Source organism: Paenibacillus sp. FSL R10-2788, assembly GCF_038003885.1.
Lineage (GTDB): Bacteria > Bacillota > Bacilli > Paenibacillales > Paenibacillaceae > Paenibacillus_AQ > Paenibacillus_AQ odorifer.
Genome location: NZ_JBBOQA010000001.1, coordinates 5051026 through 5072534, shown reverse-complemented (window position 1 = coordinate 5072534; position 21509 = coordinate 5051026). Strand labels below are relative to the sequence as shown.

The 21509-nt window shown below is 46.0% G+C and carries 16 protein-coding genes; 14 read left to right on the top strand and 2 right to left on the bottom strand.

The annotated features are described in order from the left end of the window. The first annotated feature begins 1 nt into the window (after window position 1). The 3 genes from NSQ50_RS22550 to NSQ50_RS22540 are packed head-to-tail and all read left to right on the top strand — an operon-like array spanning window position 2 to window position 3088. The gene (locus NSQ50_RS22550; RefSeq protein WP_036683292.1) at window positions 2–307 is read left to right on the top strand and encodes a PTS sugar transporter subunit IIB; all 306 of its coding nucleotides are present in this window, start codon (window positions 2–4) and stop codon (window positions 305–307) included. 3 nt (window positions 308–310) lie between these two features. Continuing rightward, complete coding sequence (locus NSQ50_RS22545; protein WP_076148309.1) at window positions 311–1609, top strand: PTS sugar transporter subunit IIC; 1299 nt, start codon at window positions 311–313, stop codon at window positions 1607–1609. An 18-nt stretch (window positions 1610–1627) separates the two neighbouring features. Then, window positions 1628–3088: a glycoside hydrolase family 1 protein gene (locus NSQ50_RS22540; RefSeq protein WP_076148307.1), complete on the top strand. Its 1461-nt coding sequence runs from the start codon at window positions 1628–1630 to the stop codon at window positions 3086–3088. Between the two features lie 158 nt (window positions 3089–3246). Here NSQ50_RS22540 and NSQ50_RS22535 read toward each other — a convergent pair whose 3' ends face one another. Continuing rightward, window positions 3247–3900, bottom strand: a complete 654-nt coding sequence (locus NSQ50_RS22535; RefSeq protein ID WP_076148304.1) for a GntR family transcriptional regulator — start codon at window positions 3898–3900, stop codon at window positions 3247–3249. A gap of 219 nt (window positions 3901–4119) precedes the next feature. On the opposite strand from NSQ50_RS22535, the gene uxuA reads away from it, so the two are divergent. From uxuA to NSQ50_RS22515, 4 genes are all read left to right on the top strand, one after another. Continuing rightward, window positions 4120–5196, top strand: a complete 1077-nt coding sequence (uxuA, locus tag NSQ50_RS22530; protein ID WP_076225242.1) for a mannonate dehydratase — start codon at window positions 4120–4122, stop codon at window positions 5194–5196. Then, window positions 5197–6807, top strand: coding sequence for a mannitol dehydrogenase family protein (locus tag NSQ50_RS22525; protein ID WP_076225241.1), 1611 nt, complete (start codon window positions 5197–5199; stop codon window positions 6805–6807). A 725-nt stretch (window positions 6808–7532) separates the two neighbouring features. Then, on the top strand, window positions 7533–7667 hold the full coding sequence (locus NSQ50_RS22520; protein WP_340949735.1) for a hypothetical protein: 135 nt from the start codon (window positions 7533–7535) through the stop codon (window positions 7665–7667). Window positions 7668–7685: 18 nt separating this feature from the next. Beyond that, window positions 7686–8177 (top strand): hypothetical protein, encoded by a 492-nt coding sequence (locus tag NSQ50_RS22515; protein ID WP_340949734.1) that lies wholly within the window; start codon window positions 7686–7688, stop codon window positions 8175–8177. Window positions 8178–8254: 77 nt separating this feature from the next. Here the strand turns inward: NSQ50_RS22515 and NSQ50_RS22510 are convergent, their stop codons facing one another. Further along, complete coding sequence (locus NSQ50_RS22510) at window positions 8255–9097, bottom strand: DNA-binding protein (protein WP_143760546.1); 843 nt, start codon at window positions 9095–9097, stop codon at window positions 8255–8257. 365 nt (window positions 9098–9462) lie between these two features. Between NSQ50_RS22510 and NSQ50_RS22505 the strand changes: the two genes are divergently transcribed. From NSQ50_RS22505 to NSQ50_RS22475, 7 genes are all read left to right on the top strand, one after another. Continuing rightward, on the top strand, window positions 9463–13383 hold the full coding sequence (locus tag NSQ50_RS22505) for a X2-like carbohydrate binding domain-containing protein (protein WP_256717103.1): 3921 nt from the start codon (window positions 9463–9465) through the stop codon (window positions 13381–13383). A 365-nt stretch (window positions 13384–13748) separates the two neighbouring features. Continuing rightward, window positions 13749–15959, top strand: coding sequence for a helix-turn-helix domain-containing protein (locus tag NSQ50_RS22500; RefSeq protein ID WP_081384012.1), 2211 nt, complete (start codon window positions 13749–13751; stop codon window positions 15957–15959). 350 nt (window positions 15960–16309) lie between these two features. Then, window positions 16310–17164: an ABC transporter permease gene (locus tag NSQ50_RS22495; RefSeq protein WP_036683385.1), complete on the top strand. Its 855-nt coding sequence runs from the start codon at window positions 16310–16312 to the stop codon at window positions 17162–17164. Between the two features lie 15 nt (window positions 17165–17179). Further along, window positions 17180–18082, top strand: a complete 903-nt coding sequence (locus tag NSQ50_RS22490; RefSeq protein WP_036683268.1) for a carbohydrate ABC transporter permease — start codon at window positions 17180–17182, stop codon at window positions 18080–18082. A 137-nt stretch (window positions 18083–18219) separates the two neighbouring features. Beyond that, window positions 18220–19845, top strand: coding sequence for an extracellular solute-binding protein (locus NSQ50_RS22485; protein WP_051491287.1), 1626 nt, complete (start codon window positions 18220–18222; stop codon window positions 19843–19845). Window positions 19846–19941: 96 nt separating this feature from the next. Beyond that, window positions 19942–21075 (top strand): SGNH/GDSL hydrolase family protein, encoded by a 1134-nt coding sequence (locus tag NSQ50_RS22480; RefSeq protein ID WP_036683262.1) that lies wholly within the window; start codon window positions 19942–19944, stop codon window positions 21073–21075. Window positions 21076–21140: 65 nt separating this feature from the next. After that, entirely contained in the window at window positions 21141–21407 is a 267-nt protein-coding gene (locus tag NSQ50_RS22475) for a hypothetical protein (protein WP_036683261.1), read from the top strand. The last annotated feature ends 102 nt before the right edge of the window (window positions 21408–21509 follow it).

Genomic DNA, 21509 nt, shown 5'->3' with positions numbered 1-21509 from the left:
GATGAAAAAAATATTGCTCGCCTGTGCAGGCGGATTCTCGACAAGTATGCTGGTGGAACGGATGAAAGAATCGGCACGGACACAAGGGGTTGAAGTGGTTATTGATGCGGTGGCGGAGAGTGACATCGCCGATCAAAAGCCTTTTGACATCATTATGCTTGGACCACAAATGGGACACGCCGAAGGCGATCTGGCCGCAGAATATCCGAACATTCCAGTAACTACGATCGATATGATGGACTATGGCATGATGGATGGGGACAAGGTGCTGGCTACAGCACTTGAACTGATGGAGAAGGGGGCTTAAGTCATGGCAGGCGGCGCAGAATGGAGAGCCAAGATCCAGAAAGTCAGCACGAAAATCCAAAAAAACACCTATATCAGCGCTATTTCCAACGGTCTGATGGCCTTGATGCCAATTTTGATTCTGGGCGCTATTTTTTCCCTGATTAATGCACTCAAGCTTGATCCTTATCAGAATTTCCTGGAAAGCACTGGACTCAAAACTTATACTTCGATTCCGGCAACTGTAACCACCGATTTGATCGCACTCTACGCGGTGTTCTCCATCGCTTACAATTTCGCTACCCAACATAAGCAGCAAGGCTTTTCGGCAGGGATTTTGGCGCTGATGAGTTTCTTGCTAGTTACACCAAAAGGACTGCTGGATGATGGCGTGACCAAAGCATTTGGTTACTCCTGGTTAGGCGCCAAGGGATTGTTCGTGGCAATCATCCTGGCACTGCTGGTAGGTAAGATCTATACCTTTGTATTGGAAAAGAAATTCTATATCAAAATGCCGAAGGGTGTTCCGCCCACGGTCGAGAAATCTTTTGCCGCGCTTACGCCTGGTTTTATCGTAGCGGTTCTGATGCTAGTACTGACGGCGATTTTCGCCGCAACGAAATATGGCAATATGCACGAGTTTGTCTTCTCGATTATCCAGCTGCCACTGACTAGTCTGGGGGGTACCTGGTGGGCGATGCTGATCTGCATCTTCGTAATTCACCTGCTGTGGTTCTTTGGAGTTCACGGCACCTTGGTAGTCTATTCCGTTGTCGGCCCGATTTGGGTGGCTTTGGGACTTGAGAATCTGGACGCTTACCAAAGAGGTGTAGAAGGTACGCATATCATTGGTTCACCGTTCTTCCCGGTTTATGTACTGATCGGTGGTGCGGGGGCAACGTTAGGTCTCATTATTGCGATGTTGTTCGCCAAATCTACACGTTATAAGACACTTGGTAAACTGGCAATTATTCCAAGTCTGATCGGTGTCAATGAGCCGGTGATTTTCGGGATGCCATTGGTGCTGAATGTTCGGTTTATGATTCCGTTTATCCTGACTCCGCTGGTGAGTAGTGGTCTGGCGATTCTTCTGACGACTCTGGGTATCCTTCCTGTGCTGCACGGGATTCAGGTGCCGCTGGGCATTCCGGTGCTGGTTAATGGCTGGATGAACGGGGGCTGGCGCGTAAGTGCGTTCCAGCTGGTTATGATTGGTGCAAGCTTCATGATCTACTATCCATTCTTTAAAAAAGCCGATGCCGAAGCGCTGGAGCAAGAACAGCAGGCTGAAGCTAAAGCGGCAGCAACCGCTGCCGCCAATTAATAAAAGGAGGCTCAACCGATGACTTATCCATTTCCGGAAAACTTCCTGTGGGGCGGTGCGGTAGCCGCCAATCAGGTCGAAGGCGCGTATAATGAGGGCGGCAAGGGTTTGTCCACTGCTGACGTAGTCAAATATTGTCCTCCTAAGGAACGGAAGAGCCTGGAACAGCTATTGTCCATGTCTGGTCCACAGCTAGAAGAGGCCATACAGGATGATAATCAGGGGAATTACCCCAAACGCAGAGGGATTGATTTCTACCACCGCTACAAAGAAGATATCGCCTTGTTCGCTGAGATGGGTTTTAAGGTATTCCGTATGTCCATCTCCTGGCCTCGTATTTATCCGAATGGCGATGAGCAGGTACCTAACGAGGCAGGACTGCGTTTCTACGACGATGTTTTTGATGAGTTGCGCAAATATAATATCGAGCCGCTGGTCACCATTTCCCATTATGAAATGCCGGTGCACCTAGTCACCAAATACAACGGCTGGGAATCCAGAGAACTGGTTGAACTGTTCGTCCGTTATGCGGAGACTGTGTTCACCCGTTACCGGGATAAGGTGAAGTATTGGCTGACTTTCAACGAAATCAACTGTACGCTCAAAGCGCCGTTTCTGGGCGCAGGGATTATTCTGGATGGCAAGTCAAATGAGAAGCAGGTTGCTTTTCAGGCTTTGCATCACCAGTTCGTAGCCAGTGCGCTTGCGATTAAGCGGGGCCGGGAGATCAATCCGCAGTTCCAGATCGGCTGCATGCTGGCCCGCAAGCTGCTCTACCCATATTCCTGTCATCCCGGTGATGTACTGAAAGCGCAAGCGGAGAACCAAATGGCAATGTTCTGCTCCGATGTTCAGGTTAGAGGCTATTATCCTTCTTATATCCGCCGGCATTTGGAGCAGCATGGAGTGACAATAACCATGTTGCCGGGGGATGAAGCTTTGCTGCGGGGCAATCTTGTAGATTTTCTTTCCTTTAGTTATTACATGTCCTCAGTAGTCAGTGTGGATGAGAGCATCACGGCTACGACGGAAGGTAACCTGTCCTCAGGTCTGAAGAATCCCTTCCTGAAAACCTCCGATTGGGGCTGGCAGATCGATCCAAAGGGGCTGCGGTTTGTGCTCAAGGAGATGCATGACCGCTACCAGCTTCCTCTGTTCGTAGTAGAGAATGGTCTGGGTGCTGCGGATGTACTCGAACTGGATGGCACGATCCGTGATCCATACCGGATAGAGTATCTGGCACAGCATATTGAGCAGATGGCGGAAGCCATTGCCGATGGCGTGGAGCTAATGGGCTACACCAGCTGGGGCTGTATTGATCTGATCTCGGCTTCCACCTCGGAGATGCGCAAGCGGTACGGCTTCATTTATGTTGATCAGGATGATGCAGGCAATGGAACGCTGCTGCGTCTGCGTAAGGACAGCTTTTACTGGTACAAAAAGGTCATAACCTCTAACGGTGCAGATTTAAGCTATTAGTGTGGTGTTATAGTCCTTGTTCATTTTTTATGAAAACCTTGAGAAATCAAGGTTTTTTTGTTTTTTTAATAAGGAATAGGAAGCTTGTGAGTTTCTTCTTATAACGAAGTTTTATCCGGGAAGGCACTTAACTTATGGGCAAGCCGCTTTTTGGCCGACTATTTTTTTAGGTATTCCGAGAAGTTCTCCTGAAAGTCCAGTGAATGAATATCTTCCCGAAGATGGTGGTGGATTAGCGGACCGATATTGGTGGTTTCCTTTTGCACCATAAGCTCAAGAATGGATTGGTGTTCGCTCCAGATTTCTTCCAGCTTGTCGGTCTTGAGCATGTGCAGTCTGCGGTACCTGAGATAATGTACATTCGACTGCTGGATCAGAGTCCACAGATACTCACGTCCAGCAAGCCTGTACAAGGCCCGGTGAAACTCGTCGTCTAAATTAAGGAAAGAATCTACAGCATTCTCCTGCCCGATGACCTCTTTTTGTTTCTTAAGAATCTCCTTCAGTTCGTGCACCCCGGGTAGTAAAAGCTGTGCAGAAAGATCCTTGAGGATCTCCTTTTCCAGTGTGCAACGCAAGTATGTGATTTGTTCAACAGATTCTAGATCAATAAAGGACACAATATTACCTTTTTTCGGGTAGATATCGGTATAAGATTCCAGTGCAAGCTGCTTGAGAACATCACGCAACGGCGTACGTGAAATCTGAAACCGCTCAGACAAGGCTGTTTCACTTAGAATGGTACCTGGCTTTAACGCCAGCGTGAGGATTTCGTGCTTCAGTGTGTTTAGAATTTCAGCTTTGATTGACATTTCTGTTCCTGCTTTCAATTGTTGATGACAGATACAGTACTAGTATACATGATAAGTTCGTTCATTAAAATTATCGAGATGAAAATAGGGTGGAAATTCCTTGTTTTTATGATAAAATTCCTGATGAATTTGTGATTGACAAAGAATTGTTCTTATTCTATGATCAAGTAAATCTTGTATACAAGATAGATGAAAACGAATTCACAGGAGGGTTTATCAATGAACATGACGTGGAGATGGTACGGCGAGGGCAATGACAATATCACGCTGGATCATATTCGGCAGATTCCGGGTGTAATGGGGATTGTCTGGTCTTTGCACGAGAAAGTAGCTGGAGAAGTGTGGGAAATGGAACGGATCCAAGAAGTGGCGGATCAAATCACCAGTAAGGGTTTCAGCACGGCTGTAGTAGAAAGCGTCAACGTTCATGATGATATCAAAATCGGCTTGCCGACCCGTGATAAATATATCGATAATTATATCGACACCATTCGTAAACTCGCCAAGGTTGGCGTTAAGGTGATTTGCTATAATTTTATGCCTGTTTTCGATTGGACCCGCACAGAGCTGTATAAAGAGTTGCCTGATGGCTCGAATGCTCTCTTTTATGAAAAGGCTGCCATTACCGATAATCCGCGTGAGATGGTGGACCGGATTCTGAAGGGAGCTGGACAGTTCACGATGCCGGGCTGGGAGCCGGAGCGGCTGGCGAAGCTAGATGAGCTGTTTGCGGCTTATGCGGATGTGACGGAAGATAAACTGTTCGACAACCTCCAGTATTTCCTGGAACGCATTATTCCAGTATGCGAGGAAGTGGACATCAAGATGGCTATTCATCCGGATGATCCGGCTTGGCCGATCTTTGGACTGCCGCGTATTATCCGCAATCGGGATATGATCCGCCGCTTTCTGGATTTGGTGGACAGCCCGTACAACGGTTTGACGTTCTGCACAGGGTCACTCGGCACGAATCCGGATAACGATCTGCCAGCGATGATCCGCGAGTTCCATGACCGTATTCATTTTGCACATATCCGCAATGTGAAGGTATTTGAGAACGGTGATTTCATTGAGGTGTCGCACCGTGGGCGTGACGGAAGCGTTGATGTGGCCGAGGTGGTCAAAGCCTATCATGAGAACGGATACATTGGTTATGTACGTCCGGATCACGGGCGTCATCTTTGGGGGGAAGAGAAGAACTGCCGCCCGGGTTATGGTTTGTATGATAGAGCTATGGGCATCATGTATTTGCTTGGTGTCTGGGATAGCTTGGACAACGTCAAGGAGGCAAAATAAATGCTGCATCTGACCAGAAGCAGTATCCAAGGGGAAAAAGCAGCTTGGAAAGCTGCTGGAGTGGAGCTTCCACAGTTCGACTATGAGCAGGTAGCAAACAATACACAGCTTAAACCGGAATGGATTCATTTCGGTGCAGGTAATATTTTCAGGGGATTCGTGGCAAATGCTCATCAGAAGCTGCTGGATAGCAGGAAGTCGGATACAGGTATTATTGCGGTGGAAACCTTTGATTTCGAAATGATTGATAAAGTTTACAAGCCCTACGACAATCTGACCCTTTTAGTGCTGATGAATGCTCGTGGTGATTTTCAGAAAAGAGTAGTCAGCAGTATTGTGGAGGGAATCGCAGCGGACAAAAACCGTGAAGCGGAGTACCGCCGATTGATCGAGGTGTTCGAGAATCCGAGCCTGCAAATGGCCAGCTTCACCATCACGGAGAAGGGATACTCGTTGACGGATCCGCACGATAAATATCTTGGCATTGTGAAAAAGGATATCGAGAGCGGACCGGAGCATCCTGTTCATGTCATGAGCATTGTAGCTTCGCTTGCTTATCGAAGATATCTGAAAGGCCAATATCCGATGACCTTTGTCAGCATGGACAACTGCTCACACAATGGCGACAAGTTGAAGAACGGTATTGTGTCCATCGCTAAGGAATGGGCCCAAAGAGGACTTGTTGTGGAAGACTTTGTGCGCTATCTGGAAGATGAACGATTAATAACCTTTCCATTGTCCATGATCGATAAAATCACACCACGTCCTTCGGAGAGTGTACAGGCCGCGCTTCTGGAACAGGGAATTGGTGATATGGATGTAATCATTACCTCCAAAAACACATATACCGCTCCTTTCGTAAATGCCGAGATTAGCGAATACCTTGTAGTGGAGGACAACTTTACGAACGGACGTCCACCACTAGAGGAAGCCGGAATTATTTTTACGGACCGGGAGACAGTCAACAAGGTGGAGACGATGAAAGTAACGACCTGCCTTAATCCGCTGCATACGGCGCTTGCTGTTTCCGGTTGTCTGCTTGGATACACCTTGATCGCGGATGAGATGAAGGACGATACTTTGCGGAGGTTTGTGGAGATAATCGGTTACAAAGAAGGTCTGCCCGTCGTAGTGGACCCGGGGATTCTCAGTCCAAAGCAGTTCCTGGACGAAGTCCTTACGGAGCGTTTTGCCAATCCATTTATCCCCGATACTCCACAGCGGATTGCTACAGACACTTCGCAGAAGGTGGGTATACGGTTCGGTGAAACTATTAAATCCTATATTCGACGGGAGGAGCTCGATCCAGCGCAGCTAACAGCGATTCCACTGGCTATCGCGGTGTGGTGTCGTTACTTACTAGGAGTGAATGATGCTGGAGAGGTCTTCACATTGAGTTCAGATCCGTTACTAGAAACACTGCAGGGTTACCTGCAAGGAGTTTCGCTTGGAGACCAAACCGCAAGTGTGCGCCCCATTCTTGAAGATGAGCGACTTTTTGGGGTTCCGTTGTACGCAATTGGTCTAGGCGATAAGATTGAGGTTATGTTCCAGGAAATGATGGCAGGCCCAGGAGCGGTACGGAGAACATTAGAGAACTATTTGAAGTGAAAGCTAGGCAGTTAAGTAGATTTGTTTTAATATAGGAGAAAATAAAGCAAAAAAAAGTCCCGAGGTAATCAATCGGGGCTTTTTTTGTATGATTTTAAAAAATCCAAACAAAGTGTGAAAAGAATCTTATGTAAAATGAGAAGAACGAAAGTTAAACTAAAAACATGGCGAATAACCGGTGTTCGTCAACTGAGCGACGAATTTTGAGGGGGTTCAACACTATGTTGTGAGGCGGGCAGAAAGGCCGGCAAAGTAGAAGCGGCGAAAAGGAAGCGGGATTTATACCGTAGAATGAGGCGGATGGAGTGGTTGCGGAGACAATAGAGGCATTAATGCCCTAAAATGTTGCGGATCGAGCGGATGTGGCGAAAGGAACGGGATAAATCCCACAGAATGCAGCTGATCGGGCGAATACGGAGAAATCTACGGGATAATTGCTTTAGAATGCAGCGGATGGAGCAGATGTGGAGAAATGGACAGGATAAATCCCGCAGAATGCAACGGATCGAGCATACGGAGAAATCTACGGTATAAATCCCGTAGAATGCAGCTGATCGAGCATATACGGAGAAATCTACGGTATAAATCCCGCAGAATGTACCGGATCGAGCATATACGGAGAACTCTACGGTATAAATCCCGCAGAATGTACCGGATCGAGCATATACGGAGAATTCTACGGGATAAATTCCGCAGAATGTACCGGATCGGGCGAATACGGGGAAATGAACGGGATAAATCCCGCAGAATATATCGGATCGAGCGAATACGGTGAAATCTACGGTATAAATCCCGCAGAATGTACCGGATCGAGCGAATACGGGGAAATGAACGGGATAAATCCCGCAGAATGCGGCTGATCGAGCGAATGTGGCGAAATGAGCGGTATAAATCCCGTAGAATGCAACGGATCGGGCGAATACGGGGAAATGAGCGGTATAAATCCCGCAGAATGTACCGGATCGAGCGAATGTGGCGAAAAGAACGGTATAAATCCCGCAGAATGTACCGGATCGAGCGGATGTGGCGAAAAGAACGGTATAAATCCCGCAGAATGCAGCGGATCGGGCGAATACGGGGAAATGAGCGGTATAAATCCCGCAGAATGTACCGGATCGAGCGAATGTGGCGAAATGAACGGGATAAATCCCGCAGAATATATCGGATCGAGCGAATACGGTGAAATCTACGGTATAAATCCCGCAGAATGCAGCGGATCGGGCGGATGCGGAGAAATGAGCGGTAAAAATCCCGCAGAATGCAGCGGATCGGGCGAATATGGTGAAATGAACGGTATAAATCCCGCAGAAAGCAAAGGATCGAGCGGACCGGTCCGGTCCGGTCCGGATCAATACACCTTAAGGGAGTGATTCCGCCCATTAACCGGAGAACCACTCCTTTTTTATAGCCAACTTTATAATCCAATCAACGACGACCTCCGTGATCGTTAACTGTGTAAATTGCTGAACTCGATTCGCGAGCTGAAGGACCTAGTAAACTCTTTTTCGATTATTGTTTTCATGATATTGTGATGTACTTTGAGTTGTGATTGATCGGCGTGGTCTCTAAGGAGTTCAAAGAGCGCTGCTGATTTTTTGAAGCCTGTATCATCGTCTAGCTTGATGCTTAATAATAAGATTTCTAGAATAGTGTTGATTGTATCGTACATATTCTCTTGTTTATAGTAATACATCGCCAGCAGATAAATGTAATCCTCATGGTATCTGATATTCACAATAGTCTCATGTTCTCCTATGTCATCAACATTGATTTTGAATTCCTTCAGAATCCAATCAACGGAATAATCATGTATTATCGAAGATTCTAAGATTGTAATGAGTCCCGGCAATAACTCTTCATCATCACTTTTTCTAATAAACTCAACGTATTTATGTAGGACTCCCATTTTGCCTTCCAACAGATCGATAACGTATGAATTGGCTTTTGCTATATTGCGGTAATATTCGACTTCATTAATACCCTCTTCATCTAAACCTACTATCCAGCCCAGGTCAGCATACTTCTGAATACATATTTTTGCCTCGTCAAACTTACCGGATTTTTGTAGTGCTATACCTTTTGCGCATGAGCTATATCCAAAATAATAGGGGATACTCCGTTTCAGTTTAGGACCTCGTATGAGGTTACTATTGTTTTCATATATGATGGAAATTTGTTCGTGTAGCTTGTCTGCAATTTCAATCATGGCATCCCAATTCTCAAATGAAAATGATGCCTTAAGCATCTGAATCAAGGAATCCACATTCAACCCTTCCAAATCCAACTTCAATCCTATCTCCCTTTCTAGAGCATATCATGCATCGATTAAGATAATTGTATTTCATTTCTAAATTATTCATTTATTTTACATTAAATCATGTGATTTCCATCACGTTACATAAGGTTAAAAGGGTCTTTATTAATAATTTTCAAAATAGATCCAGCCCATATTATCTTCCTCAAGTTTCTAGTGTTGGAGGGATTATGTTTGTTCCGTTATTTATTTGTCCCCTTGTTTTTGGGTTATTTGTACGTAAAATGCGGAAATGTACCTATCGTGGAACTCGATCTTCCTTTATGATCATCCCGTAAAGAAAGCGCTATCAAAGAAATTTTGACCACATTTTATGAGGGGGTAAGGATGATTTGAAGCGAATGGGAAAAAAGCTGGGAATGAGTCTGTTGGTATTTATAATTGCAGCAGCGCAGTTCGGTTTCACAGGAACACAGGGCAATGTGGCACTAGCAGCTGAGAAGAGTATGGCGCAAAAGCCCTATATGGGCTGGAGCAGTTACAGCATGCAGGTGTACGACGGTGCAGGTAACTGGACCTCGGCCGAAAGCATCAAAAAACAATCGGATGTTATGCATGAGAAGTTGCAAGCCCATGGCTATGAATACATCAATATTGATGCGGGCTGGAATGGCAGCATGGATGAATACGGCAGACCGATTCCAAGTGAGACCTTATATCCTAACGGATTTCAAGAGGTCATCGACTATGTTCATAATAATGGACAGAAAATTGGAATCTATATGATTCCGGGGGTATCCATCGATGCCTATAATCAGAATCTAGAGATTTACGGAACGGGTGGCCAATGCCGTATACAGGACATTACAGCCAAACCGCTTACCATTATGGATTACTGGAATTCTTACACTTATAAAATTGATTTCACAAATCCATGTGCCCAGAAGTATGTGGATTCCATTGCGGATATGATTGGCGAGTGGGGCATTGATTTCGTCAAATTTGACAGCGTGACTCCTGGCTCGGGGATTGACAACTTAAGCCGTGATGCGCGCGGCGATGTAGAGGCATGGTCTAAGGCTTTTGACAGAAATAACATCTGGTTTGAGCTGTCCTGGGCGCTCGATCACAATTACGTGGATTTCTGGAAAAAGTATGCCAACGGTTGGCGTATTGACTGGGATGTGGAAGCTTACGATGGCAGTGGGCTGACAGCCTGGCCGAGTATTTCCCGCTTGTTCCCCAAAGCAGCACTTTGGTGGAGGGATGCAGGTCCTGGGGGTTGGAATGATTTTGATTCTCTGAACGTTGGTAACGGATCTATGGATGGTCTGACCAAAGACGAGCGGAAATCCGCGATGACATTCTGGTCAATCTCTTCCGTGCCATTGTATACAGGTAATGACATGACTAGGCTGGACAGCTATGGTCTAGAACTGCTTACCAATGATGAGGTAATTGCCGTAAATCAGGCAGGACGTCCAGGCCATCCGGTATCTATGGATACCCAGCAGCAGGTTTGGTATGCCAATAATGGAGATGGCACTTACAGCGTAGCTCTGTTCAATTTGGGCAGTCGGAGTGCGGAGGTGAAAGTCAAATGGAGTGATCTCGGCCTTGAGGGCCCGGCTTCCGTTCGCGATTTATGGAGTCACACTGAGCTGGGAGACTTTGAGAAGGAATTTAGCGGAGGGATACTTGAACCTCATGCGTCGCGGATGCTTAAAGTTACAGCATTAGGTGGCACCTCTACAGTCAATGATGATGATACAGGTATGCGCTACAGCGGGGATTGGAAGCGAAATGGTGGCAAAGAGCTGCTAGAAGGAAAACAAGATTTGAGCATTACGATCAAGGATTCCTCGTCTGCTCCGTCGATGGCTTCACAATCGGATGTTACGAACTATGGGACTGACCCGTCTGAGAATTCGTCTGCTGCGAACAAGGCAACGGTCACTAATGTAGTATACATTAATGATAATGACAGCGGCATTAAATATAATGGCGCATGGCAGGTAAGCTCATCTAGAGGATTGGGTGATTATAAAGACGATGTGCATTATGCCGAGAAGAACGGTGATTCCTTTGAGTACACCTTTACGGGCACTGGCATTGACCTGCTGACCGAAAAGCATGAATCTCAGGGAGATATGATTATTACGCTGGACCATGAGGCTGCACAGACCGTTAGTGCTTATAAAACGGGATCAAGAGAGGTACAGCAAAATCTGTACAGTGTCTCGGGACTGGCTAACGGCTCTCACACGCTTAAAGTGGCCAAAAGCTCAGGTGATTTTATGCTGCTTGACGCATTTAAGGTGACTACAGAAACTCCAGCAGGAGGACAGAATAGTACCATTACTCCGACATCTGCTAGATTTGAACAAGTAACAGAACAACAAGAGGATGTTACTGTCACCCTGAATTTGAATGGTAATATACTGAGCAGTATTGAAAATAATGGCGAGGCACTTTCGGAAGTCGATTTTACGGTGACGAATGACAAGTTGACCATCCATAAGCAATACCTTGCGCAGCAGCCGGCAGGCACAACCGACTTGATTTTCATTTTTAACGCTGGTGATCCACAGACCCTGTCGATACAAATTAGCGATTCTACAGGCATTCGTTATGTGATGATTAATAACGATGATTCGACAGTTAAGTACAATGGCACTTGGAACCGCAGCAGTGGCAGAGGATTGGGCGACTATAAAGACGATGTGCAATATACGGAGCAGAATGGTGATTCTTTTGAATATACCTTCAGAGGAACGGGGATTCAGCTGTTCACAGAGGTAGATGAGTCACAGGGTGATATGGATATTTATGTTGACGATCGATTTAAGGAAACAGTCAGTGCCTATCATCATGGACAAATGTCACTTCAGAACCTTTACAGCATTTCTGGCTTACCGGATGGTATGCACACGCTCAAGGTTGTGAAGAAATCAGGCAGATTTATGCTTCTTGATATGCTCAAGGTAGAAATTCCGAATATGATTAATCCGATCGCTGCCAGCTTTGATAAAGCTGCTTCCGCTCAGGAAGATATTGAGGTGACATTACTGCAGCAAGCGGAAAGCTTTGCCGGCATTACTAACGGATCATATGATCTGGTTCTGGGGACTGATTATTCAGTAGCAGGTAACCGTGTTACACTGAATAAATCTTATCTTGCTGCACAGCCAGTGGGCACGCTGAACCTTAAGTTTACTGTAGGGGGAGATTATCTTAATGATGTTCACTCTACATCAGTGGACGGTGATTCCTTTGAATATACCTTCAAGGGTACCGGAATCAGCCTGATTACACCTATTGGTCCAGAGCAAGGTGATATGGATATTTATGTGGATGGACAACGGGTCCAAACCGTGAATGCGTATAGTCAGAGCCGCCTGAGCCGTCAGGAAATTTATAGTATTTCGGGATTGGAAGGCGGGATACACACGCTTAAAGCTGTGAAGAAATCTGGTGATTTCATGCTGACGGATCAATTGAAATTCACAGTTTCAACGATTCCTGTTGTATCTCCGACACCAACGCCAAGTCCGACACCAACATCAACTTCTACACCGACACCAACACCAACACCAACATCAACGGATTCGGGTGGCTCGTACATTCCAGCTAAGCCTTCTTCCACACCTGCCTTGACTCCGACGCCAACTCCGGCAACTGGAAACGAGGATGGATCTGCAGGGAATGGCGAGTCTGATACGATCCGTCATACCGCATATATCAAAGGTTATCCGGGTGGGTTCTTCCAGCCGGAGCACGAAATTACGCGTGCTGAGATGGCAACGATTCTTGCCAATGTTTCTGAGAAGGGGGCTACTGGAGCAGGTGTCGTGTTCAGTGATGTGCCTTCTGGTTACTGGGGTGCTGATGCCATAACTAAAGTAGCGAAGATGGGACTAATAAAGGGTTACAGCGATGGCACCTTTAAACCTAATCAAACGTTGACGCGTGCAGAAATGGCCACTCTGGTGACCCTGCTTAGAACGGATTCGACGCAGAAGGGTTCCGGTTTCTTTGACATCAATGGACATTGGGCACAGGCGGCGATTTTGCAAGCCCAAGGTACTGGCATTTTCACTGGTTATAATGACGGGACTTTCCGTCCTAATGCCAAGCTTACTCGTGCCGAAGCTGTTGTGGCTATGAATAGAGCTTTAGGCAGAGGTCCCCTAATCAATGTAACGAATCCACAGTGGGCAGATGTTCCGGCAACACATTGGGCCTTCGGCGACATTGAAGAAGCTTCGACGGATCATGTCTTTACATCTGGATTAGAGGCCAGAGATCAGAAGAAGAACTGATTGTCTAGCCAAAGCAATGATGAAGGGGGCCGTTACTGGCCCCTTTTTTCTAAATGACAGGAGGGCCATGTAAGGGTCACACATCGAAACAGCTGACACACTATAGATAAAATATCGGAATTGCCGATAAAAGGCAGTGATAACGGCGTAGATCGCTGTTTTTTTTCCATTTCTGAAGAGGTGCAGGAGGGTGAAGTGAGTTCGAACCCTTGACTATGAAGCAAAATGTTTTAATCTATGGTAATGATAGCGCTATCGAAATGTCATATTGAGGGAGGCTAACTACGCTGAAATATTCCAATATCTTTCGTAAATTTCTAATCTCTTATGTGGTCATTTTGGTCATACCCAGCATTGGCGGGTACATGTCCTATCTAACCTCAATCTCCGTGACACAGTCCATCTCGATTGAGAATGGAGTCACTCAGCTTCAGAAAAGTCAGGAGATATTGGAGCGCCGTATGGCGGAGGTTGAAGGCTTTACCAGGCAATTGGCGGTCAACCAGGAGCTAAATGTTCTTATGAATGAAAGTGAAAATGAGACGAATGTGTATGGGATTTGGAAAACGATGCGGAATGTTTTGACTTTCGGCCAGACTAATGATTTTTTGCAAAACTATTATATTTACCTCGCTAACTATAATCTTATCCTAACCCCAGGTTCGACCTATCGTCCGGAGCATTACTACTCTAATTTCAACTATAAGGGTCTTTCGTTACAGGATTGGAGAAAAGAAGTGCTTGAGACAACCCACCGCAGCGAGATCAAGCCACTTAGTGATTTTGTCAGCAGGGGGATGCAAACCTCGGTCATTACCTATATGCAGTCACTCCCCTTGGATAGCTTTAATGATTCCTCGCCGGCTGTCGCAGTCGTGATTATTGATGAAAAAAATATTTCCAGCTTGCTCTCAGGCCTGACCGAGCGATACGGGGGCTGGGTGCATATTAGTGACGCTAAAGGGAATACGATTGTTCTGCAAGGAAGCGATGAGCAGAAAATGGCCAAAATGCTCGACGATCCAGCTTTTGATAAGAATAAGGTCAGTCAGTTCTACAAGGATGATCTGGTGGTTACTACCCGTTCCGATTCCAATGGCTGGGTGTATCAGACCGGGATTCCTCAAGATATTTTGATGGAGAATGCTAACAAGATCAAAAGAATCTCCATACAAATTACGGGAGGCACTCTAATTATCGGTTTGATTGCCGGACTGGTATTAGCTTACCGTAACAGCGCGCCAATCAATCGTATGCTCAGTGTCATGAAGGAGCAATTCGGTAAAGAAGAAGCCTCGGAGAGGAATGAATTTGACTTTTTGAGCGGAAATATTGCCGATATGATTACCAAAAATAAGCTGCTCGAGTCCGAGCTTAACCGCCAGCTTCCTCTGGTCCGAGATGCCTTCCTGAAACGGCTGATTGCCGGTGAATTCAAGACGCGGGATGAAATTATCTCTGCAGCCAAGCAGGCGGATATCAGCATGAATCAGGATACTGGCTACGTAGGAATTGTTCAAATTAACGGTTATGCGGGTATGGACAGTGTTGAAATTCTGAACGAGCTGAGCGCTTCCCGGCTGCTGCTGAAACAGACCTTGGCTGATCTTGGCGTGGATGTCTTGATGACGGATATGGGCTCTGATAAAGTTGTAACGCTGTTCTTTTCTAGGGAAAAAGGAGCTGACAAGGAACAGGAAGCAGCGAATATCACCCAGACGATGGAGGAGCTCGCTCAAAATGTCTTTAATGAGTACCGCATTACCATTCTGGCGGGCTTCGGGGATCTATTCACAGAGGTAACGGAGGTTAGCCTTTCGTATGATCAAGCGAAGCAGGCGCTGGAATATGCAGTTTACATGAATAAGAAAGGAATTATCTGGAGTAGCGAAGCTCAGATCGAGAATACAACTTATTATTATCCGCTGGATTCGGAGCAACGGTTAATCAGCACGATTCGAGCCGGAGAGCTAGAAGAAGCCGAACGGATTGTGCGTGCGATTATCGCCCAGAATATGGAGCAGCGAGAATTATCCATCGAAATGAAGCACCAGCTTGTCGGGGAAATGAAGGGGACTTTTCTCAAGCTATTGGATCAAAAGGCATTTACCGAATATTCAGAGATCGAGAGTGTCAAACGGCGGGTCATAGACATTGGCTCATCAGAGTCGCTTGAGACGATCCAGAACGAATTTTTTGACATTATGGAAGAGCTGTGCGGACTCATTGCGAATAAAAAGAAAGATATTCATATTCAGATCATCAAGCAGATTAAGGACTACACAGCAAAAAACTATTCGGATACGGAACTGACCCTCTACCGGGTGGCGGAACAGGTGGAGCGGCCGGAAAAATACATTTCCCAGCTGTTTAAAGAGGTAACGGGTGTCAACTTCTCCGACCATTTGATAAAAGTCAGAATGGATCAAGCCATTATCCTGCTCAAAGAGAATGGATTAACGGTGGATGAGATTGCCGTGCGGGTGGGCTACAACAGTTCACATTCCTTCAGACGCGCATTTAAAAGGTTGATGGGTGTCTCCCCGAGTACCTATAGACAATCTGTGGATGAATAAAAAAATATGCCATAACATACGGCTGCACTGTCCACTTTGGACGATGCAGTCTTTTTTCTGATTTCAACCCTGCAATTTGGAAAAATGGCCGTTCTACTGCTATTTTGTGCTCCTCAGATAAGGCGATTTGTACGCTGAAGTCCCCAAGTGTACCTTTCTTTTGGAGATAAAAGTCATCTATGATCAATCCGTAGAAAGCGCTATCAAAAATCACAGACATCTGCTTAGGGGGAATTGTTCTGGAGAAAGAAATAGTATTACATCGCAAGTCGTTGCCGAAAAGCAAAGGCCCCGCATTCTTACAAAATGCTCGCAAAAGCATAAAAAAGCACTGGCAGTTACATCTGCTTGTGATTCCGCCTTTGCTGTTTTTTATCATCTTCAAGTATTATCCGATGCTGAACACTGTCCTAGCCTTTAAGGACTATAACGTCATAAAAGGGATATGGGGAAGTCCATGGGTCGGATTTAAAAACTTCCAGCTCTTCTTTGAGAATCCGCAGTTTTGGACGCTGCTCAAGAATACTATTATGCTTAGTGGCTATCAGTTGCTGGCGGGTTTTCCAATCCCGATTATTCTTGCGCTCATGATTAATGAGGTACGGGGAGGAAGGTTTAAGAAATTCGTTCAGCTTGTATCGTTTGCTCCTTATTTCATCTCGACGGTTGTCATGGTGTCAATCGTTATGCTATTTCTGGCCCCACGGCTCGGTTTTGCCAACATTGCACTCAACTTCTTCGGACTGGATTCTATTAACTTCCTAGGTGAACCCGGCATGTTCCGTTCGATTTATGTGTGGACTGATATTTGGCAGACAGCGGGCTACAGTGCAGTCGTATATTTGGCAGCGCTTGCAGGGATAGATCCAACACTTTATGAAGCTGCCAAAGTTGATGGAGCCTCGCGGTTTCAAAAAATCCGTCACGTCGATTTGCCAGGGATTGTGCCAACCATTGTTATCATTTTGATTCTGAATGTGGGGAATGTAATGGCGATCGGCTTTGAAAAAGTCTACCTGCTACAGAACCCGCTTAACCTCGTTAATTCTGAGATCATTGCCACTTATGTCTACCGGGTCGGTCTGTTGAATGCCAATTACAGCTTTGCAACTGCGGTGGGCCTGTTCAACTCCATCATCAACCTGGTTCTCTTATTTACAGTAAACGGTCTGGCGAAAAGAATCACGAAGAACAGCATCTGGTAGGAAAGGAGCTCATCTATGGCAGCAGCAGTTCAAAAAAAGATTAAAGAATCCGTCGGCGACAAAGCGTTCCTGATCACAATCTATATTGTGCTCACTCTTGTGGTAATCGCTGTACTTTATCCGCTTATTTTTATCATCAGCAGCTCAATCAGTAGTCCGGCAGCCGTGACCTCTGGTCGTGTCTGGCTCTGGCCTGTGGATATATCTTTCAAAGGTTTTAAAGTATTGCTGAATACGCCTGAGATTATCACTGGTTATGGAAACTCAATTTTCTACACCGCAGCGGGAACGCTGATTAGTATAACTTTAACGGTTATGATTGCTTATCCACTGTCTCGAAAAGGTTTTTTCGGACGAAATACACTGATGATGATCATTACCTTCACCATGATCTTCAGTGGGGGGCTAATTCCCACCTATTTGGTTGTGAAGGAGATGCATCTGATCGACACTCGCTGGGCGCTGTTGATTCCGAACGCCATTTGGGTCTGGCAGGTCATTATTGCCCGCTCCTTCTTTCAATCCTCGATTCCGGAGGAGCTTTTGGAAGCTAGTGAAATCGACGGCTGTAGTGATATGAGATTCATCTGGAGCGTGGTACTCCCGTTATCCAAACCGATTCTCGCAGTGTTGGTGCTTATGTACGCGGTAGGTCAATGGAATGCCTATTTCGATGCGTTGATTTATCTGAAATCAGCAGATTTGTTCCCCTTACAGCTTGTCCTGCGAAGCATCATCATTCAGAACAACAGCGCTGGTGGGGCTATGGACGTGGGGAAACTGGTCGAGAAACAACAGCTTTCCGAGCTGCTGAAGTATTCCTTAATTGTGATTGCCACCTTGCCGGTACTAGTTATCTATCCTTTCGTACAGCGTTATTTTGTACAGGGGATGCTTGTTGGTTCCGTCAAGGGTTGATCTTAGGAATCTCTTTTTTTGGAAAGGAGGTATGCCCGGAGTACACACTTAAGGTATCATCGTATCACCTGCTAAATTACAAAAGGGAGTGATAATATTTGAAGAAGCAAAGCTTGATAACTTTACTAATTCTGGTCATGGCATTTACGGTTGTAATTAGCGGATGTGCAAATAAAAATACAGGTAACGCATCCAGCACGCAGCAGGGCTCTGGTTCGGGTTCGTCTGGCAAGCCGGTTGAGATCAGCGTGTTCTCAGTTCAGGAATCCGGCATCGACCTTTCGACCAATAAATTCACAAAACATGTAGAAGAGAAATTTAATTTCAAATTCAACTGGCAGATCAATCCATCGGATGGTGCTCAGGAAAAACGCCAGATCTCACTGGCGAGTGGCGACTATCCAGATGCCTACCTGCTTACTCACTATATTGATCAATTCTCACAGGCCGATCTACTGAAATACGGCAAGCAAGGTGTACTCATTCCGCTAAATGATCTGATTGATAAATATGCTCCTAATATTAAAGCAGCCATGGAAAAGAACTCTGACCTAAGAACGTTTAATACTGCACCTGATGGCAACATTTACGGACTTGTAGCTTATACAGAATGCTTCCACTGTTCCTATCCTAGCAAAATGTGGCTGAATACTGAGTGGATGAAAAAGCTTAACTTGGAGATGCCGAAGACCACTGAGGAATTTAAAAATGTACTGAAAGCCTTTAAAACGCAAGACCCGAACGGCAACGGCAAAGCGGATGAAGTGCCGCTAAGCGGTTCCATCGAGGAGTTCGGCGTACGGATCGTTCCTTTCTTGATGAACGCATTTGTTTATGATGATGATCGTAATTACCTAAACATGAAGGATGGAAAGGTGCAATCTGCTGCCATTACTCCGGAGTGGAAAGAAGGATTGACCTATATTAAATCCCTGTTTGACGAAGGGTTAATTGATCCGGGTGCCTTTACACAAAACGCGGAAGCTTTTAAGAAAATCGGTGAAAATGCTGATGTAGAAATTCTAGGCGCAGGTGCAGGTATGCACCCAGCGATCTTCGTAAACATCGACCCGGGGAATACCCGCTCAGCACATTACAACCCGCTTCCTCCGATTTCGGGACCTTCAGGAATTTCTTATGCGACTCATGATGGAGGCGGCGTAGTCCCGGGTGCAAAATTCGTGATCACAAACAAAGCAAGTGAAGAAGCGCAAATTACACTGATCAAGATGGTGGATTATATGTTCACACCAGAAGGCCAAACGAATGGCGCAGCTGGCCTGAAGGGAACCGATTGGACCGATCCGGTTGAAGGCGATGTGGCGTTGGGTAAAGATGTTAAACCGATGATCAAATTAATTCCAGGTGAAGAAGGCGCAGCACCACGTAATGCGGGCTGGAGTGGTATGGCTCACTTCTATGAGCCTAAAGAATACCGTGATACTTACGTTCAAGGTACCGACATCTTTGCTTCTGATGGTTACGAACGTAGATTGTATGATGCGACTCTGCTATACGAAGGTCATGAGCCTAAAGAGTTGTTCCCTATCTGGTCGATCTGGATTGATCCAAGTGAGATTGATGAAGCCAGCTTGCTGCAGACAAATTTGAAAAATTACATCGAACAAAATGAGCTGCAATTCATCACAGGCAACAAGGATCTGAACAAGGACTGGGACGCTTATGTAAAGGGATTGCAGAACTTGAAGCTTGACCGTTATCTCGAAATTTTACAAAAGGCTTATGATACTTCAAAAAAATAAATATTGAAATCAGAATCAGGTGCTGTATGATAGACCCCGCACCTGATTTCTTGATTTCAAGGAGAAATATGGTTTTTTATGGATGGAGGTTGAGTTATGACAGACGAGAAACATTGCAATCATTCATTTGTAGTTCCGCGCCGTGGACTACCTCAAATTAAAGGCAGGCTTACGGAAAAAGGGACTGTGACCGTTGCCTTTTTAGGCGGCTCAATTACGGAGGGGGCAGGTGCTTCCGAAGCAGACACATATAGCTGGAGAGCGCTCACCGGTAAGTATCTTCAGGAACGGTTTGCGGATCAGGAGTTCCGCTTCATCAACGCAGGAGTGGGAGGAACGAACTCAACTTTAGGTGCTCATCGATTACAGGAGCATGTCCTGCAGCAGGGCACAATTGATTTGTTATTCGTTGAATTTAGCGTCAATGACGGCAGTGACCGGGAAGAATCCATTAGAGGGATGGAGGGCATTGTCCGCCAATGCAGACGGTTGTCACCGGGCACTGATATTTGCTTTTTGTATACGGCAGCAGAGAAGAATCTCTCCGGGAGCAATCCCTTTAATATCGCTGTCCATGAAGAAGTAGCTGAGCATTATAAGCTTCCCTCTGTTAATTTTGCAGCTAGAGTCTATGCGCAGCTAGAGGCGGGACAAATGGAGTGGACTAAGCTGGCACCGGATGGATATCATCCCAATGATGACGGTCATGCGCTGTATGCTTCTTTTTTGCGAGAGTATCTGGAGACAGCGCTTGTTCCTGGCAAGACGAATTTGAGCAGCGAAAGCTCTTTAGATATTCCACCCTTGGCGGTGCAAAATTATGAATATGGCAGTTTGCTTGATTTCCGCGCGGCTGATCATGTGAACGGTTACGAACTTCGCGAACTGTCTGCAGGAGATCCGCTGATGAACTGGCGTTTTGGAACAGAGCATCTGTATACCCATAGCAAGGAGGCTATGTTTTCTTTTACCGTAACCGGGCAAAGCGCAGGCTTGATGCTGCTCTACGGACCGGACAGCGGGATTTTTGAATATTCGCTTAATGGCAGTTCTTATAAAGCTGTGAACTTATTCGATGAATGGTGTCCGCTTGCCTTTCGGCCTATTATCGCCATGTTTCCGATCCAGGAACAACGTCAAGAACTGCGGGTTACAGTACGCATTACGGGGCTGAAGGACGAACAGAGTAAAGGTACCAGCCTGCGTATTCTGAAACTGCTGCACAATTGATTATTTAAAGCGGAGATATTATACTGCCAAATATTAAGCGTTTACAAAAAAGAAAGGCGGTGCCGATGATCACTTCTGCCGAGAATAATGCCTTAACTACTCCTACTGTAATCCGCCTGACGGATTATGGAGTACTGCCGGATTCTGGTTTAGACGCGCAGCCAGCCATGGTTCGGGCTATTCAGGCTGTCGCTGAAATTCCCGGCCCGGGACTACTGGATTGCCGAAGGGCTGCTATCATTTCTATCCGGACGAGGCCATCCGGAAACCTTATTTTATCTCGAATACTGCCAGCGAGGAAGAGAACCGGGATGTCACTAATCCAAGTTTGAGAGTATTGATGCGTTGGCCCTTAGTACCAAGAGCACCTGCGGACTGGTCTTTAAGTGCAATGGAATTCCGGCAGGCAGTGGTGAGGCGAGTCTTTCGAATCT

Coding starts and splice junctions, on each gene's coding strand:
- NSQ50_RS22540 (WP_076148307.1), top strand. CDS start 1,628: ATGACTTATCCATTTCCGGAAAACTTCCTGTGGGGCGGTGCGGTAGCC.
- NSQ50_RS22535 (WP_076148304.1), bottom strand. CDS start 3,900: ATGTCAATCAAAGCTGAAATTCTAAACACACTGAAGCACGAAATCCTC.
- NSQ50_RS22500 (WP_081384012.1), top strand. CDS start 13,749: ATGTCCTATCTAACCTCAATCTCCGTGACACAGTCCATCTCGATTGAG.
- NSQ50_RS22485 (WP_051491287.1), top strand. CDS start 18,220: ATGGCATTTACGGTTGTAATTAGCGGATGTGCAAATAAAAATACAGGT.
- NSQ50_RS22520 (WP_340949735.1), top strand. CDS start 7,533: ATGAACGGGATAAATCCCGCAGAATATATCGGATCGAGCGAATACGGT.
- uxuA (WP_076225242.1), top strand. CDS start 4,120: ATGAACATGACGTGGAGATGGTACGGCGAGGGCAATGACAATATCACG.
- NSQ50_RS22515 (WP_340949734.1), top strand. CDS start 7,686: ATGAGCGGTATAAATCCCGTAGAATGCAACGGATCGGGCGAATACGGG.
- NSQ50_RS22475 (WP_036683261.1), top strand. CDS start 21,141: ATGATCACTTCTGCCGAGAATAATGCCTTAACTACTCCTACTGTAATC.
- NSQ50_RS22550 (WP_036683292.1), top strand. CDS start 2: ATGAAAAAAATATTGCTCGCCTGTGCAGGCGGATTCTCGACAAGTATG.
- NSQ50_RS22505 (WP_256717103.1), top strand. CDS start 9,463: ATGGGAAAAAAGCTGGGAATGAGTCTGTTGGTATTTATAATTGCAGCA.
- NSQ50_RS22490 (WP_036683268.1), top strand. CDS start 17,180: ATGGCAGCAGCAGTTCAAAAAAAGATTAAAGAATCCGTCGGCGACAAA.
- NSQ50_RS22545 (WP_076148309.1), top strand. CDS start 311: ATGGCAGGCGGCGCAGAATGGAGAGCCAAGATCCAGAAAGTCAGCACG.
- NSQ50_RS22480 (WP_036683262.1), top strand. CDS start 19,942: ATGACAGACGAGAAACATTGCAATCATTCATTTGTAGTTCCGCGCCGT.
- NSQ50_RS22525 (WP_076225241.1), top strand. CDS start 5,197: ATGCTGCATCTGACCAGAAGCAGTATCCAAGGGGAAAAAGCAGCTTGG.